Raw genomic sequence first — 16,470 nt, 5'->3', positions numbered from 1 at the left:
TAACCTAGAAGTTATAGTCAGACATGTTGTCTTTGGTGACACGGATCCACGCTGAGCCATAAATCACTTTGCCATCCAAGGTGATTTTGTTGTAACCCTCAACACCAAGATCCATACCGTCAGTTATCGATTCTCCATTGATCACCATGCTGGCGACTTTATTCATTGCGTAACCTGTAACGGCGGGATCCCAAGCGGTGATCACATCGATTGCTCCCGTTTTCAGCAGATCACCGGCATAAGAGACGATACTGGTTCCAACTACAGTGACTTTATCTTCCAGCCCTGCTTCTTCAATGGCTTGACCTGCACCCACAACATCCAATGCAGAGGATCCTTGGATACCTTTTAGTTTCGGATAGGTTCTCAATAATTCTCGGGTTTTCGCGTAAGCATTTTTGATGTCATCACTGCTTTCGTTAATGCCTCCCACCAACTCCATTTTGGGGTAAGTGGCTTTTTGATATTCAATCGCTGCATTGACCCAAGTCATGTGAGTGGTGGATGTTAAACTTCCGACAAAGACTGCATATTGGCCTTCTTGATTCATCCCTTGCGCCAATTGATCCATTAAGAAGCGGCCATACGCCTGATTGTCAAACGCCTCCACGTCATAGTCGATATTGGTGAGGTTGGATGCTTCATGCGCGACCACCACAATGCCTTGCGAACGAGCCTTCTTCAGTACTGGCTCAAGCGACTCAGCTTGAAATGGCACCACATTGATCGCATCGACTTTGCGCGCGATCAGATCTTCAATAACCTGTATCTGCAACGCCGCATCAAACTTGGATGGACCTTGTTGGAAAGTAGCAATCCCTGGATTGTCCGCACCAAAGCGCACAACCCCTTCTTCCATTCGGTTAAACCAGTTGAGTCCAACCGCTTTTGGCACGGTTGCAAATTCTTTGTCGGCAGCGTTCGCTACACTGGAAATGCATCCGGCAAGCAACGATGCCGCCAGCACTTTTGTTGTAGACAGTTTCATACCCTTACTCCCTGTAAATCCTTTCGTTAATTAGCTCGAACACTTGGTTTTCGTTATTCGGCCGGACTTATCAAGTGGCGTTTATTGGTTACGTAAACGCTTCACTTCTGACATAAATTCTCTCACTCGTTGTTCATCAACAAATTTATTGAAGTCTCCATCTTGTTTAAATGTAGTGCCTACCACCGCGCCATCCGCAATGGATAACTGCTCTCGCACGGTATTCACTCGCACCCCAGTGTTTGCAAACACCAGCGTATTAGGAATGGCTTGCTTGACCTGAGTCAGCATATTGGTGTCGGTCGCCGCCCCTGCCGTCATGCCTGAAACACAAACCGCGTCCGGCTTACAGTTAAAGACGGTGGTCTTAGCTATGCTAGCGATATCACGATGCGCGAGGTACTGTGCTGCTTCAGGAACAATATTGAATAAGGTTTTCACTTCATCCGCACCAATCCGGTATTGGTGACGAATCGTCTCACCACAATTGGTATCCCATATTCCGAAATCACTGGCATATACGCCGGTAAAGATTTCGCGTACAAATTTCGCCCCTGTTGCCTGAGCCAAGTCCATAGAAGCCACAGGGTCCCACAGCACATTGACGCCAAAAGGCACATCGATTTCTGGCATTAATTCACCAATAATGTACGCCATCGCCGCCACCGTTTCAGTTTTTACTTTCGTAAGATAGGGTAATGAAAATTCATTGGAGAACATGACCGAATCGACGCCACCGGCTTGCAGGGCATGCAAATCTTCACGGGCCTTTTCAATTACCCATTTCATTCCTGCCGCTTTGTCATACCCCGGATCGCCCGGCAAGGCACGGATGTGACACATGGCGATGATCGGTTTGTCGGTTTTTAAAATCTGCTTTGTCCAGTTCATAAATCGCTCTCTATTTACAAGGAAAGGAAACAATGTCCCTCAGTTACACTCAAGACTAAGCTAGGGACTAAACACCTTGAACTTATCGATATAGGTCACGTTTTCTCGGTACTTTTAACAAAGATCAAATAAAATGTGATTGAACGAACAGGATATCAATCACAAATCCTGTTCGTTTGGCCATGAATATTGGACTGACTCCGCCACGGTTGATGATCCTGCCCTAGAGTTGGGTTGTTCCCTTTGGGCTACCTGACTCAGTGGCGGATATTGTTGGCATGCCGGCAGTTGTTGATGGGGGAGTCGATTACTCAGGTTGCGCTGGGGGCAGGATACAGTGGTAGTGTCGCGTTCAGTCGGGCGTTCGAGCGAGAGTTTGGAGTGAGCCTGGGCGTTGGGTTAAAAATCAGCGGCAGCAGATTACCTCAACATAGCTGCGAGTGCGCTTAAACATCAGAGGGGCGCTGTTTGAGGTATCCTGATTTTCACAGACAGTCCCGATTGTTACGATGAGTCAATCGGGGGTATTCAATGAAATCAAGAGAGGATTATTCACCGAGTGTCGTGCAGAGGCGTCTGCCAGGTTGAAGCCGTCTGAACGCTGGTCTGGGAAAACAAGGAACTGGACACCAGTAAGTATGGTGGCTATCAATCCGGAGAATGAACGCCGAGCAGCATAAAAAAACGACAATTATCTTGAAAAACGCCGGAAATTGGTGTTAATGACTGGCCGGAATATGCACATGATGAGGTTTAGCATGAATTCGGTGAGATCGCGCAGGAAATCCTCACCGCCCAATTGCGCGAGGGGGCCTGAAATGACATGCTGTGATCAGCCATCAGTTTACTCCATTCAAGATAATTGTCTTAGCAACTATTACCTTACCGAATAAGCCGATGGCTCTCACCATCCCGCCGTATTTACAACACGCAAGCAGGCTCTCACGAGTTCTCAGGAAAAAACGGAGGGATTGCCATATTTATTTATAACTTCCTAGTAGGTGATTTATGAAAAAGTTTCTATCAATGCTGTTCGCAATGTTTTCAGCGAATGTGATGGCAACCACTTTCACCTGTCCATCCCCATTAGAAATTAACCCGGGAGAATCGTTGCGTTGCGAAGAGTTAGGTGGTTGGTGCTCTGTACAAGGGCCTTCGCCATGGGGCGATAAGTGGCCTCCGCAGGAAGGTGTAAGGAGTTACGCATCTACATATTATTACAACGCAAAAAAACCACCGGAATCGATAGAGGCTCTCCAGCAAAGTCTGAATAATATGCGCTTTACGTATGCTCAGATTCAGGGGCTTGCTGGCCCTGAAGGATTAATGCTTCGTTGTGAATACGACGGGGTATCGGTCGAAACTGGGCATCCTGTGCATACGACGATGCGTATTGCAGTGCCGTATTCCTCGGGTTGCGAACTATCAGGAGCCGATGCTTTCTCCTGCCCTGGTATAGAAGGGGCGGAGTTGAGTAACTATCCACCGGCTTTGCCGGTGAATGGTTGAATGAACTCTCCCGCAGCTAAGTCTTCCAAGTGGGGCAAAAACGCACCACCGTTTTCTTGTCGCGGTTCTACAGCGGAAGTAACGTGTATCAATGTAGAGGCCGACACGCCGAGCTAGGTCCCTGATCCTGCGGCGTACGGCCTTTATCAGTAGGCGATGATGCACTGTGTTAAAGTAACGGGACAGGTCACCTTCAATCACCCTGCGGCCTCTGGTTTCTCCACAGTCGGTGAGTTGTAATTTCACGGTACGGATCGCGTGGTGGACACTGCGTTCAGGCCGGAAGCCGTACGAGAGCGTATGAAAATCACTCTCCCAGACAGGCTCCATTGCCATCAGCATTAACCGATGAACAATACGATCCCGCAGTGTGGGGATACCCAGTGGTCGTTGTTTGCCATTGCTTTTGGGGATGTAAACCTGTCTGGCAGGCAACGGCTAGTAGTGACCTGAAGGTAGTTCATCCCTGAGTTTTTGTAGTTCAGCAGCCAGTCTGGCCTGTAGCATGGTTTTATTCACGCCATCAACACCGGGTGTATGAGCCCCTTTTGATGAGAGCGTGATCCGTGCGGCTTCCGCCAGCCATTCTGGCTGTGTTATCAGACGCAGCAGCCGTTCAATCCTTCGGGATGGATCGGTTGTTGCCCATGTAGCAAGCTTGCGTTGCATTTCGCTGATTATCAAAGGTTTTCACCTCATTGGGTCAGGTAGTTTGCTCAACAAACACATTTAAACTGCTTCCCTTTGCCATGTAATGGGCTTTCCCCATCGTGGACTACTACGGAAGCTCCGCCAGTCAGTGCGTCATTGAGGTCATGCCCCCTTAACATCCGTTATTGACCTTCCCCGGTTCACCTGTCTGGACTCAAACATATTGAGGAAGCTGCCCATCGCACTCTTTATCCTTGCTTGCCGCAAGTTGGCAGAAATCAGCAGTCCGGATGTGATGGAGCCTGCTTTCCCGGTTTTCTGCTTACATGTCAGATCACCTTCGATCAAAGGCACATACCTGTTGCCGTTGATGCTTTCTGCACAGCCTGTCAGATCACGTAGGCCGTGGTGACATTTCAACCCTCAGAGACGGATTAATGGGGTCATGTTCTTCAGCTTTTCAACATTCAGCCTTGAGGGGCATCTTGGTTTAGTGATCTCGCCTCACCCCCCGTTGTCAGTGGGTTACATCACCCTGCGGGCATACCACAGGTCACTGCCACTCAGGCTCACCACCGTCACACTCGGTGGGGGTGTCAGATTTCTCGTCATGAGTTAGCCTTTCAACATTCCAGATAGGCTAGTGGTTCATTTGAGTGTCTGCACTCACCCTGTACTCCGGGCGCACTATAAGTGATATCGGTCACCCAAACCTGATTGGCCCGTATAACAGTAAATTGTCAAATTGTCGCTGTATACGATTAGGCGCTACGACGGAAGGTCTACCAGACATCCTGCGTGGCGCTTTATAGCCGCGTATGGCTTTGATCCGGTTTAGTTGCATAAGCCGTCCCACCCGATTTTTACCGCAGGTTTCGCCGATCTCATTCAGGTCACCATGAACCCGGCGATCGCCATACACGCCAACGCTCAGAGCATATGAATCGCGGATGAGTGTCAGCAGACGCTGGTTGTCTTTATCACGTGCACAGACCGGATTATGCAGCCATGCATAAAATCCGGCCCGGGCGATATTCAGTACCCGATACATTGTCACGACCCCCCATACAGAACGGTGCTCATTGATAAAGCGGTACTTCAGTCGGGCTCCCTTGCAAAGTACCGCGCGGCCTTTTTCAGAATATCCCGCTCTTCTTCGGTGCGTTTTAACTGCACCCATAGCTTCAGGATCTCACTTTTTGCTTCCAGTAAATCGCGGGCATGCTGCTCGCGATTATCCAGTTTGATGGCCCTCAGCCATTTATAGAGACTGTGAGCAGAAACCCCCAGCCGGTCAGACACCTCTGCCACTGAATAACCACGCTCAGTGATCTGACGCACTGCTTCCTCTTTAAATTCAGGTGTAAATCGTGGTGTGCCCATACGCTCCTCCTACGCTCAAACTCTAGGGCAGGATCGTCTACTGGGGCGGAGTCAGTCCAATTTCCCTGCGCTTTGTTAAACGGTTTTGTTAACGGCTTTTAGGCGGATTGGGTGGTCTCGAGGGGAGCTTTTCGCAGTTTAAATCAACATTTTTATGGTGGTTCAGTTTATGTAATCTTGTGATACTGAATTCTTTTAATGTGATTATTATCACCTTTGCACTTATCGCAATCGATTACATTATGGTGGTTGATGCTTTTTGTATCAGTTGATTGAATATTTACTTTTAAAGAGGGAAGGGAATCGCAGATGAAAAGCGTGGTCGAATTGATAGAAAGAAAATTGATGCCGTTAGCAGGGCGCCTTGCTCAGCAACGCCATCTGGGGGCCATTCGAGATGGTTATATCTCGTTTATGCCGTTCATTATCGTTGGTTCGATCTTGTTGGTCATTTCATCGTTCCCCAGCGACAGCTACAAAGCCTTTATGGCATCCATTTTTGGTGAGCAGTGGGGAGCAACGATAGAGATCCCCTTTAATGCCATCTTTTCGACTATGGCGCTGTTTATCTCTTATTTAGTGGCTTATCGTCTGGCTGAACGAAATGATATTGACAAGAGTTCAGCTGGCATCTTGTCGTTGTCTTGTTTTCTGATCCTGACTCCCTTTAGCGTGAATGCACAGGGGGCAGCTGTTATTCCGATGGAGTGGATCGGCTCCAAGGGGCTGTTTGTTGCCATGTTGGGGGCAATTGTCTGGACCGAGATATTCACTCTGTTTTTGCGTCGTAATATCGTGATCAAGATGCCAGAGGGTGTTCCCCCTGCGGTGCAAAAGTCATTCGCTGCGCTGATCCCGGCCCTGCTCATCCTTTCTATGGCTCTGGCAATCCGGATCCTCTTTGCATCCACCTCCTACCATACCATTCATGAATTTATCTATTCTGTTATTGCAATGCCGGTTCGTCATTTTGGCACGTCCTATTTTGGTGCCATATTGACAGTACTTAGTATTAGCTCCCTCTGGTCAGTTGGGATTAATTCCGGTTCAATGATTAACGGTATCCTCCGCCCATTCTGGATGGATAACCAGGCCGAAAACTTGGCAGCAACTCATGCGGGTTTACTGCCACCACATGTTGTTACAGAGCAATTTTACGACATGATCTGGATGGGGGGATCAGGCGCAACCCTGTCGTTGGTCTTGGCTATGCTGATTTTTGCCCGTAGCCAACACATCAAGAAAATGACTCGGCTGGCCGCTGGTTCCTCCATCTTCAATATCAATGAACCCATCCTGTTTGGCCTTCCTGTCATCATGAACCCCATCATGCTGATCCCGTTCAACCTGGTTCCTGTGGTGCTGGTGACAATTCAGTACATCGCAATGGCATCGGGTTTGGTTGCAACCACAACCGGGGTCTATATCCCCTGGACTTTGCCGCCAGTCATCAGTGGTTTTATCGTCACAGGTCATCTGAGCGGAGCCCTTATTCAGTTATTCAATCTGTTTATTGGGGCCATGATTTATCTGCCCTTTATGAAGGTTCTTGATCGTCAATATCAGGCCACAGAAAACCCTGCCGAGAGTCATGGGGAGTCGTCACATTCAGTACAATCACAAAAGAAGGTAAGCAATGGTTAATCATCAATGGGGCATTATTGCCACTTGGCGGATGGCTTACGAAGGTTTGAGTGCAAGTGCCAAGTTACTCGCGGACAAAGGGGATGCCCGCTCAGCGGTATTACACGCAGTTAAACAGGTCGAGGATTACCCACTTTACAAGTCTGTCGGGTATGGAGGCTTGCCAAATCAGGATGGTGAAGTTGAGCTGGATGCTGCTTTCATGGATGGCGATTCATTGGCCATGGGCGCAGTGGCGGGGGTGCGTAATTTGGCTAACCCGGTTCTGATTGCTGCTGCGCTGAGCGAAGAGCGATTCAACAGTTTCATGGTCGGGAGCGGTGCTGAGCAGTGGGCCGTTAACGCGGGTTTCGAACAAAAGAAAATGCTGACTGAGCGGGCGATGCAGCACTATCGCAAGCGCTGTCGAGAGACACTTGCTCGCGGTCTTAATCCCTATACCGGGCATGATACCGTTGGGGTCATTACTCTCGATCAAAGTAGCAAAATCTGTGTTGCGACCTCAACCAGCGGTCTCTTCATGAAGCGTCCTGGTCGTGTGGGCGATTCCCCGGTCTCTGGCAGTGGCTTTTATGCTGACAGTTCCATGGGGGCGGCAACGGCAACAGGGTTGGGTGAAGACCTGATGAAGGGGTGCATCAGCTACGAGATTGTTCAGCGCATGGGGCGAGGTATGACGCCGCAGGCTGCTGCCGAGTCAGCTGTTTATGAGCTGGAATCTCGTCTACTTGCCCGCTATGGACGTGCAGGGGATCTTTCGGTCGTATGCATGAACTGCGAAGGCGAGTTTGGTGCTGCGACCAATATTGATAGTTTCTCTTTCGTGGTAGCTAACCATGCTATCTCTCCGACGGTTTTTCTGGCTCGACGTGAAGATAACCATACCTTCTACAGTGAAGCGGATGAAGCGTGGTTGAATGCCTATCTTGCCCGTATTAGTGCCCCCGTTGAGGAACATCATCATGCTTGATGCATCAGTAATACTCTGGTCAACACCGATTCCTGCTGCTGCACATTTACTGCTATGGCAGGGAGGTGCAGAAAGCTATCGGGAGCAACCGGCCTTACTTCCAGTAGCGCAACTTTTGGCAGAACTAAACGGCCATCAGAGTATGACGCTGGATGTCGGACTGGCTGGGCTGTGCAAGCGCCTCACTTGGCTAGCGGCGGATCGCCAGAAGATGTTGGCGCCAGCAGGTTTGCGCGAGATCACCGACGCATTGATCCGGGCAGTACCCGGTGATGGTTCTGAGAGTGTTTTCCTGGACATGACCCCCTTTGCTCTGGAAGACCCACAACAGTGGGCGGTGTTGCGCCACAGTATTGTGACGTTGCAAAACCAGTTCTACCAACTGCCGCAACTCGGCTATCGCTCATCTCCCGGTGGTATGGAGCCCGCACTGCGCTTATTGGCATCGCAGGAGCAATATCTATTGGCAGATAAATTGTTGCAGGAGTCTTGTGCTATTAGCAGTGGGATGCGACTTGCTCGACGTATGGCAGATCGACCAAGCCAGGATTGCACGCCGGAGTTGGTGGCCGATGAGCTGGCGCGCTATGCCATGCAGCACCATGAGATCAGTTGCGAGATATTTGATGACGAGGCTATTCAAACCTTGGGGTTGGGGGCTCTGCATGCTGTTGGCAAGGGGAGTTTGAATCCTCCCCGGCTGGTCTTGCTGCGTTATCGAGGCGCTGGTGATACCCAGCCGTATGCGGTAGTAGGCAAGGGGATCACTTTTGATAGCGGTGGTCTCTGGCTCAAAGAGGGCGAGGGTATGCGCACCATGAAGTACGATATGTGTGGTGCTGCTGTGGGATTCGGATTAATTGATACCGTGCGCCGGTTGCAATTGCCACTCAATCTGGATGTTGTGTTGGTATTGGCTGAAAACATGCCGACCGATCGAGCTATGCGGCCAGGAGATGTCATTACTACCTATGCCGGTCACACGGTTGAAATCATCAACACAGATGCCGAGGGGCGGCTGGTATTGGCAGACGGGATTGCATTTGCCGACCGACAACTATCTCCTCGTTGCATCGTTGATGTGGCAACGCTGACTGGTGCAGTAGTCAAGGCACTGGGTTATGACATTAGTGGTCTGATGAGCAATGATCGTGAACTCTGTTCTGCTCTGACTCGGGCAGCAGAATCCAGTCGGGATCGACTATGGACGCTGCCATTTGATGACAGTTTTGAACCGCAAATTAAGAGCCATATAGCAGATTTTACCAATACCCCCCCTAATAATGCAGCAATCGCTGTCTCTGCGGGCTATTTCCTGAGTAAATTCTGTGGTGACCGTCCATGGGCTCATCTGGATGTAAGCGGTACAGCGTTGCGTCGTGGTGACTATACCCAGGCCAGTGGTCGCCCCATTCCTCTGTTGACGGAATTTCTGATCCAGCAAATCTCACCTGTTATGAATGGGTGAGCAGAAGGAGTTAAAAATGAAAAAGATCCTATTGGTATGTGATATGGGGATGTCTACCAGTCTGGTTGTGAAAAAAATGCAGGATGTTGCTGCACGTCGTCAACTCGAGATAGATATTCAGGCGAAAGGTATGCAGGAGTTTAAAGAGGCCATTCAATCTTTTGACTGTGCACTACTGGGGCCGCAAATTAGCTACAAGCTGGCAGCTTGTAAGGAACAAGCCGCTCAATATGGTAAAAAGGTAGAATCAATTAATATGATGCACTATGGCATGCTGGATGGAGAAAAGATCCTCGACCATGCTCTGACCCTGATATAAGGAGTAATGATGGAGCTAGAAGAGCAGGTCATGACGCTAATTGTCAGTGCCGGTAGTTGTCGCAGTATGTTGATGGAGGCTATGAGATATTCTCGTAGTGGCGATTTTGAGCAGGCAGAGCAGTTGGTCGAGCAGGCTCGCAATGCACTTCATGCTGCTCATGCAGTACAAACACAGCTGATTGAGGCTGATGCTGGCGAGGGAAAACTGCCGGTCCAAATAGTGATGGTTCATGCCCAGGATCATGTAATGAATGCGGTTTTGTTGATGGATCTGACTCAAGAGATGATTGCGATTCATCGCCGCTTACCTCCTGTCGCAACAAGCTGTAGCCAATTATCAAGCATGCACTATTGAGATGTTTCTGTCGTCATGCAAAAGAGCAGAAAGGGAGGCTGATGCCTCCCTTTCTTATTTTTATTTGATATCAAACCTTGGGGAGCCATGTAGTAACTGGCGGATATAGGCGCTAGGCGTCAGGCTTTTCAAGCGATTGCGTAATACCCTATGGTTGAGAATATCTTCATACTCGAGCAATACCGCACCTAGGCTAAGGCGCTTATCAAAACGCTCTCCTGCCACTATGTCTGCCAGTGATTTGGAAAAAGTGGTTGAGCAAACCCCATCAACCGAGACTGGCAGTAGAGTAGGTGTGACCTGTTGACAGATCTGGCTTGCCATCGCCTGTACCTCGGGAATTTGACCGGTGAGCTCAATGCTTGTGATCCTGTAGGGCAGCTCTTCCCGCAGATAGTTGGCAAAGCCATTTAATGTCTGCTCTTTTTCCTCCTGAGCACAGAGGGCAAACGATATATGACCGGTGAATTGCTCCGTGACCATCAGCAGCAGGGGCTGACTGGCAGTCAGCGCAGCCGGAAGATGGAAGGCATCCAGCCATATTTTGCCCACCCCTGATACAGGGTCTGGCTTTTTCAACCGCTCTTGCCGGTGTTTTTGCAGACAACGGCTCAGGCCTGCCCGTGAGACATCGGCACGGATCAGTAACCGCGTGACCTCCAGCAGTTCATCAAGAGAAAGGTGGAGCCGATGGCGTAGAAATAACACCAGCCACTCTTGCTCAGGCTGCAGCTTGCGATGGATTGTGCGCGGTCGATGAGATTTGTCATAGCAATCATCCCGATTGCGCCAGCGTTTTACCGTATCAATCGAGATGTTCAGCTCTTCGGCAAGGGCTGCATCTGATTTGGTGGAAGTCTGGATATATTTGCGGGTCCGGGGCGTGGTGGTTGCGTTCTGGTGCAGCTTTATTTCCATTTTGCGTACTCTTTGGGCTAACCGTGCGTGCCGGGCGAAAAGAGTAATTATTATATCGCAATATACAGTGTCAGGGATATCTAATCGCTCATTGCTATCGATGCCCGCCAGGCTATGCGCGGTGTATGTCCAAATCAGCCAGTGAATCGCCCCCAGAGCGGTGTTGTTAATGGGATGGTCGCCCCTCCTAAACCGACAACACCTGTCCCAACGTGTGGGACGATACATTCATCAATGTGAGTGGAGCGATCAACATGAACGTTAAAACTATCGGGATCGATTTGGCGAAAGCGATTTTCCAGATACACGGTGTGAACGAACACGGCAAGTGCCTGTTTAACAAGCCGCTCAAGCGGGCACAAATGATCAGCTTTTTTGCCAATCTGCCACCCTGTCTGATTGGCATGGAGGCCTGTAGCAGCGCCCACTATTGGGCCAACAAACTGCAAGGGCTAGGACATACCGTCAAACTGATGGCCCCGAAGTTTGTTAAACCCTACGTGAAGACCAACAAGAACGATGCGGCGGATGCTGAGGCGATCTGCGAAGCGGTGAGCCGGCCGAACATGCGGTTTGTGCCAATGAAGAGTAGTGAACAGTTAGCCGTCCTGGCGCTGCACCGCGCCCGGCAAGGTTTTGTTAAGGCGAGGACCGCACAGGCCAACCAGCTACGCGGTCTGCTGGCAGAACACGGGATCATCATTCCTAAAGGCATTACCCACATTGGCAAGCGTCTGCCCGAAATCCTAGAGGAGTGCGAGAACGGGTTGCCAGGGACGTTTCGGCAATTGCTTGAGCGTCTGGGGGATCATCTCAAGGCGCTCGACCGGCAGGTTCAGGAACTGGAGGGCTAACTCCAGAGCTGGCATCGTGAGAACATCGCCAGCAAGAAGCTGGCGCAGATCCCGGGGAGCGGCCCGATCACCGAGAGTGCCTTGATCGCCACCGTTGGAAACGCAAAAAGTTTTAAGAATGGCAGACAACTTGCAGCCTGGCGTAATTCCTTGCCAGCATTCCAGTGTCGGCAAACAAGTGCTGCTCAACGCCTGTTTATACCCCAAAAACTAAAAAAACTTTTTACCTTTTTGGTAGTTTAAAACAATCTTGTTGAGAATTTCCCATTTATTTTCTTCTTGGCAACGACCAGTGAAAATAGGTAAAGCCATATCCATGTGATTTTGCAATTCAAGCTTTGCTCTACGTGCAAAATTAGGTTCCACAGGTTGATCTGAATAAAGTTGCACATAACTATGCGCAAAACAAAGTAGAGTGAAATATATGGCGGCATGTTCTTTGTCGATAATCAACATTTTTTTAGACCTGCAATGAGTTCAACATAACTGTCTGTTCCATCGTGGCTTATTAAGAAAGATTCGTAAACGAAAATGAAAGTCATTGCCTTACCCTTAATTCAGAAATGTAAAAATATAAAAGATTCTACCATCTAGTCAAGTCGAGATTTAAGGTTGCACAGTCAGTGGTGAACTACTAAAAAATTCTGTATATGCGCTAGGGATGAAATTATTACGGTCCATCAATTTAACTGTTTTTTAAATCGGGTTAAAAATATCAAAACTAGGTGAATACGCGAAAGTCCAAACAGGAATATATTATTTTCTCATTGGTGTTCCTGGCAAAGATAATCGATACAATTAGTAAAGATTTTGACACCGTATAATAAAGATATCTCATCAAAATCAAAGCATGCTTCATGATGGCCCGCTTTAATTGTTGAACCCAGCACGAAGTAGATTGCTTGACCTCCATGTTCCTGTACCCGTTTAATTAACACCGTAGCGTCCTCACTACCGCCAAATAGTCCTTCTTGCGGGGACAAACCCATCTCCTTAACAGCTATCTGGGTAACCAAATTTATTAATTTTTCATCGTTATACAGATCAACGGCTTCTCCCATAAGCTCATGCTCAAAACGAAGACCAAACCCCAAGGCTATACCTTCGCCAGTTCTTAATGCCTGTTGAGTCATGAAGCTGTTAATTTGCTGGTTGCCTCCTCTTACTTCTAATTGCAACGACGCAGTTGCCGGGATCACATTGCGTCCTTCACCAGCTAGTAACGTACCAACATTAATTCTGGTCATACCTTCTCCATGACGAGGTATGGCCATTAGTTGGGTAACACAATGGCATGCCCCTGCCAGAGCATTTGCGCCTCCATGTGGGTTAATTCCTGCATGTGCTGGCGCACCATAAAATCTAAAGTCTAACTTTGTTGTACATAAAAAACCCAAAGGGTTAATCATTATCTCTCCACTTGAGCATCCCATACCTAAATGTGCAGAAAAGAAGTAATCAATATCATCCAGTACATCCCCTTCAGCGATGGGCTTTGCACCACGAACACCTTCTTCAGCAGGTTGAAATATTAGTTTGAAACGTCCTGTGAGTGCAGTCTTGTGCGTTACGATCCATAGAGCGACCCCCAATCCTATAGCCATATGACCATCATGCCCACAGGCATGCATATACCCAGGGTTCTGTGAGGAAAATCCTTGTGCAAATGGATAGTGGCTCAGATCCTGACTCTCATTGACGGCAACACAGTCAATATCAAAACGCATACCAACTGTTGGTCCGGCAATACCGGTATCTAAAACAGCAACACAACCAGTCAGCCCATCCATTTCTTCCATCAACTCGGGAGTTATCCCTTTAGATGCTGCACGTGCTAACCCGATATCAACTTCTTTCTGACTTCTTCCAAGTATGTTATCAGTTTTAAGAAACTTCTTACCAGATAGAACCTGATAACCCATTTCACGTAGTGTGCTAATTAAAGTTGCAGTGGTTACAAATTCAGACCAACCAATTTCAGGCATTTTATGAAATTGCCGACGCCATAGCTTTAATTGTTCTAGATTTAATTCGTTCATGGGTAAGTGTCCTGTTATAAGAAAAATAGTGCAATGAATAATACCGCAGTAATGGCTCCTGGCGCAGTACGCTTGGCAATTTCGATGGGATTAACCCCAGCCAATCCCGCACATACAATAGCGGCGCCAGCCAAAGGTGACATATTACGGCCCAGCGCTGAAGCAAGCATGACTCCTGCACCGAGATTATTGATTTCATAACCAAAGCTTTCAGCATGTGGCGTCACTGCTTCGTTAAATGCAAATGCGGTTGCGTCACCAGTACCAGTGATGAGTCCCATCAAGAAAGGTCCTAATGTACCGCCCCAACGTGCGAATTCGGGGTAATTAGTGAGAAGATGGATGAATTCACTAATAACACCTGTTGCATTTAACCCCTCAATAAACACCGCTGCCGCAATGATAATACCTAAGATATCTGCATACGATGAGCCCATGCCATCAAAGAAGCTCTTTGTCATTGCACTTGGTTTTTCTCGGGTGACAAATAGAGTATAAATAACACCAATAATCATTGCTGCAGGGACATTCATTTTTATTTCACCAAACCACCCGAGTCCAGCAGCAATGAGTAATAAAACTGGTATAAAAGGTGCGATTGCCTTCAAATAGAACTGTAGGCCATTTTTTTCTTGAATAATGCCATTACGTTCTGTATTGGTAGTAGCACATTCATCTTGATGATAGTTTAGTTCTTTTGATACAACGGCTACTATTGTTAAACATATGGCACAAATCACCATGCAGATAACAGTAATAGGGGCATGGTAAAATACGAACTCCATTAATGGGGTGTTTGATATCTTGGAAATGAATGCATTGTGAGCAACCCCGGGATTCAAGTAGGCCCCTAGTGTGCCAGAAAGAACAGCACCACCCGCGATTGCAGGATGTATTCTGGCGGCAACAAGTAGTGGGATCAATGTTGCACCTACTGCTGCTGAAACTCCAGCAGCAGAAGGTATTGCTATGCACACTAAAAATGTGATCACGACTGCTGCTGGAATTAATAGGAAACCTAAGCTAGATAAACTACGTGTTAATAAATGAACCAATGCCAGATCACAACGAGTGTATTTCATAACAAAGGCAAAGCCCATACTGGAACAGATGGACTCAATCAATCCAGAGGTTGTCATTCGTTCAGAAAAAGCACTGAACGCACTCATTGGAGATAAAGAAATGATACATAATATAATGCCAGCACCAATCAGTGTTGTTCTAGTATCACACCCTCTAACTAATAAGGCAATTGTAGCTATAAGAACTACAACCCCCAGTATGGTAATCAACATGGGGCAATCTCCCTAGTGAGATAATGTTATTTTCAACAGTGTTGCTGATTTCACGTTTGTGTTTTTTGACTTGACGCACAAAGTTATCTCAAGGGGGGATGTTATTATCCTTACCATGATAAGGAATTTTTATATGGTTAAAAAAACATGAAAAACTTACCAAAATTACAACAAATAAAGATATTCAATGAAGTAATTCGTTGTGGGAGTATTCGGGCTGCAGCAAAAGAAATTAATTTATCACAACCAGCACTAACTCGTGCATTGAAAGAGCTTGAGCATCAGATGGGGGCAACATTGTTAGTAAGAAGCAATGAAGGAGTCACTCTAACGGAAGCAGGAAAAGCATTTTCTATTCGAACAAGCTTGATCGTGGATGAGTTACAAAGAGCGGTCTGGGAAATTAAAAAAATAAATGAGAATGCTTATAATAGTGTGACGTTTGGTATTTCTGCACTGTTTGGAGATACGATACTATGCTCAGTAATACATGACTTTAAAACACAGCACCCAGAGACGCTGATTAATATCAAGGAGGCTCAGCTATCAACTCTCTTACCTTGTTTGCGTGATGGACGTCTTGAGTTCGCATTGGGTACAGTAACTGAAAGGATGCCATTAGGGGATTTTATCATTGAGCCATTATTTGAAGCGCCATTTTGTATAGTTGCAAGAAAAGGGCACCCATTATTAGAGTGTAAATCTTTGCAGGAGTTGTCTCATGCCAAGTGGTTATTCCCAGAAACAGACATGGGATATTATCACTACATCAGGAAATATATTCCTTTCAACCATCCAGATAATCCCTTTGCACCAGTTATGACTGACTCTATGGTATGCATAATAAATCTAGTGCTGAACTGCGACTATATAACAATATTAACAAAGGCCAGGCTAAATGAATCCCGCTTTTGCGAGGTGCTGACCCCTTTACCCCTAACCGATACTCTATTACCAAATGGAAATTACGCACTCATTTACCCCAGAAAGAGGCCGCTCACACAGGCAGCATTATTGCTGTTGGAGGGATTTAAACGGTGCTGCTTGCAACATGACTGGGCTGCAGCTTAATTAGGGAAGGTATGAACAAGTTGATCGCACTTTCATCATTAGCAGGGCGTTGCTAATGGGATGGTCGCCCCTCCCAAAAATGGCATCTGAAGTGTCAAAGTGGCGAATGCAAG

General features: G+C 47.6%; 14 protein-coding genes and 3 pseudogenes. 9 read left to right on the top strand and 8 right to left on the bottom strand.

The features are described from left to right. Positions 1-4: 4 nt before the first annotated feature. Both ACE1BR_RS01375 and ACE1BR_RS01370 read right to left on the bottom strand, forming a co-directional pair. A complete protein-coding gene (locus ACE1BR_RS01375) occupies positions 5-988 on the bottom strand; it encodes an autoinducer 2 ABC transporter substrate-binding protein (protein WP_374866912.1) in 984 nt (327 codons plus the stop codon). An 81-nt stretch (positions 989-1,069) separates the two neighbouring features. Then, the gene (locus ACE1BR_RS01370) at positions 1,070-1,879 is read right to left on the bottom strand and encodes a BtpA/SgcQ family protein (RefSeq protein WP_374866910.1); all 810 of its coding nucleotides are present in this window, start codon (positions 1,877-1,879) and stop codon (positions 1,070-1,072) included. Between the two features lie 234 nt (positions 1,880-2,113). Here ACE1BR_RS01370 and ACE1BR_RS01365 point away from each other — a divergent pair, with 234 nt between their 5' ends. Further along, positions 2,114-2,329, top strand: coding sequence for a helix-turn-helix domain-containing protein (locus tag ACE1BR_RS01365; RefSeq protein WP_374866908.1), 216 nt, complete (start codon positions 2,114-2,116; stop codon positions 2,327-2,329). Positions 2,330-2,887: 558 nt separating this feature from the next. Next, positions 2,888-3,388: a hypothetical protein gene (locus tag ACE1BR_RS01360; RefSeq protein WP_374866953.1), complete on the top strand. Its 501-nt coding sequence runs from the start codon at positions 2,888-2,890 to the stop codon at positions 3,386-3,388. 117 nt (positions 3,389-3,505) lie between these two features. Here ACE1BR_RS01360 and ACE1BR_RS01355 read toward each other — a convergent pair. Continuing rightward, positions 3,506-4,072: pseudogene (locus ACE1BR_RS01355) on the bottom strand (reverse transcriptase domain-containing protein); the annotation flags it as partial. Positions 4,073-4,728: 656 nt separating this feature from the next. Further along, a pseudogene (locus ACE1BR_RS01350) lies at positions 4,729-5,422 on the bottom strand (IS3 family transposase); the annotation flags it as partial. 309 nt (positions 5,423-5,731) lie between these two features. On the opposite strand from ACE1BR_RS01350, the gene ACE1BR_RS01345 reads away from it, so the two are divergent. The 5 genes from ACE1BR_RS01345 to ACE1BR_RS01325 are packed head-to-tail and all read left to right on the top strand — an operon-like array spanning position 5,732 to position 10,180. After that, entirely contained in the window at positions 5,732-7,066 is a 1,335-nt protein-coding gene (locus ACE1BR_RS01345) for a PTS sugar transporter subunit IIC (RefSeq protein ID WP_374866906.1), read from the top strand. Then, positions 7,059-8,036: a N(4)-(beta-N-acetylglucosaminyl)-L-asparaginase gene (locus ACE1BR_RS01340; protein ID WP_374866904.1), complete on the top strand. Its 978-nt coding sequence runs from the start codon at positions 7,059-7,061 to the stop codon at positions 8,034-8,036. The genes ACE1BR_RS01345 and ACE1BR_RS01340 overlap by 8 nt, the downstream gene beginning before the upstream one ends. Then, positions 8,029-9,504: a M17 family metallopeptidase gene (locus ACE1BR_RS01335; RefSeq protein ID WP_374866902.1), complete on the top strand. Its 1,476-nt coding sequence runs from the start codon at positions 8,029-8,031 to the stop codon at positions 9,502-9,504. Before ACE1BR_RS01340 ends, ACE1BR_RS01335 begins: the two co-directional genes overlap by 8 nt. A 16-nt stretch (positions 9,505-9,520) precedes the next feature. Then, positions 9,521-9,823 (top strand): PTS sugar transporter subunit IIB, encoded by a 303-nt coding sequence (locus ACE1BR_RS01330; protein WP_075113450.1) that lies wholly within the window; start codon positions 9,521-9,523, stop codon positions 9,821-9,823. 9 nt (positions 9,824-9,832) lie between these two features. Continuing rightward, entirely contained in the window at positions 9,833-10,180 is a 348-nt protein-coding gene (locus tag ACE1BR_RS01325) for a PTS lactose/cellobiose transporter subunit IIA (protein ID WP_374866900.1), read from the top strand. A gap of 60 nt (positions 10,181-10,240) precedes the next feature. Here ACE1BR_RS01325 and ACE1BR_RS01320 read toward each other — a convergent pair whose 3' ends face one another. Next, positions 10,241-11,098 carry a hypothetical protein gene (locus ACE1BR_RS01320; protein WP_374866898.1) on the bottom strand — a complete coding sequence of 286 codons (858 nt, stop codon included), beginning with the start codon at positions 11,096-11,098 and terminating at the stop codon, positions 10,241-10,243. A gap of 254 nt (positions 11,099-11,352) precedes the next feature. On the opposite strand from ACE1BR_RS01320, the pseudogene ACE1BR_RS01315 reads away from it, so the two are divergent. Continuing rightward, positions 11,353-12,139: pseudogene (locus ACE1BR_RS01315) on the top strand (IS110 family transposase); the annotation flags it as partial. A gap of 23 nt (positions 12,140-12,162) precedes the next feature. Here the strand turns inward: ACE1BR_RS01315 and ACE1BR_RS01310 are convergent. The 3 genes from ACE1BR_RS01310 to dcuC all read right to left on the bottom strand — a co-directional run bounded on the left by ACE1BR_RS01310 (position 12,163) and on the right by dcuC (position 15,286). After that, entirely contained in the window at positions 12,163-12,408 is a 246-nt protein-coding gene (locus ACE1BR_RS01310; protein ID WP_374866896.1) for a hypothetical protein, read from the bottom strand. Positions 12,409-12,716: 308 nt separating this feature from the next. Continuing rightward, positions 12,717-13,991: an amidohydrolase gene (locus ACE1BR_RS01305; protein ID WP_374866894.1), complete on the bottom strand. Its 1,275-nt coding sequence runs from the start codon at positions 13,989-13,991 to the stop codon at positions 12,717-12,719. 14 nt (positions 13,992-14,005) lie between these two features. Then, positions 14,006-15,286 carry a C4-dicarboxylate transporter DcuC gene (gene dcuC, locus ACE1BR_RS01300; protein ID WP_374866892.1) on the bottom strand — a complete coding sequence of 427 codons (1,281 nt, stop codon included), beginning with the start codon at positions 15,284-15,286 and terminating at the stop codon, positions 14,006-14,008. A 147-nt stretch (positions 15,287-15,433) separates the two neighbouring features. On the opposite strand from dcuC, the gene ACE1BR_RS01295 reads away from it, so the two are divergent. Further along, complete coding sequence (locus ACE1BR_RS01295) at positions 15,434-16,357, top strand: LysR substrate-binding domain-containing protein (protein ID WP_374866890.1); 924 nt, start codon at positions 15,434-15,436, stop codon at positions 16,355-16,357. Positions 16,358-16,470: the final 113 nt, after the last annotated feature.

Origin of the sequence: Aeromonas sp. MdU4 (genome assembly GCF_041929505.1) — a bacterium.
Lineage (GTDB): Bacteria > Pseudomonadota > Gammaproteobacteria > Enterobacterales > Aeromonadaceae > Aeromonas.
Note: the sequence above shows the minus strand (reverse complement) of the source record. Positions and strands in the feature narration are given on the sequence as shown.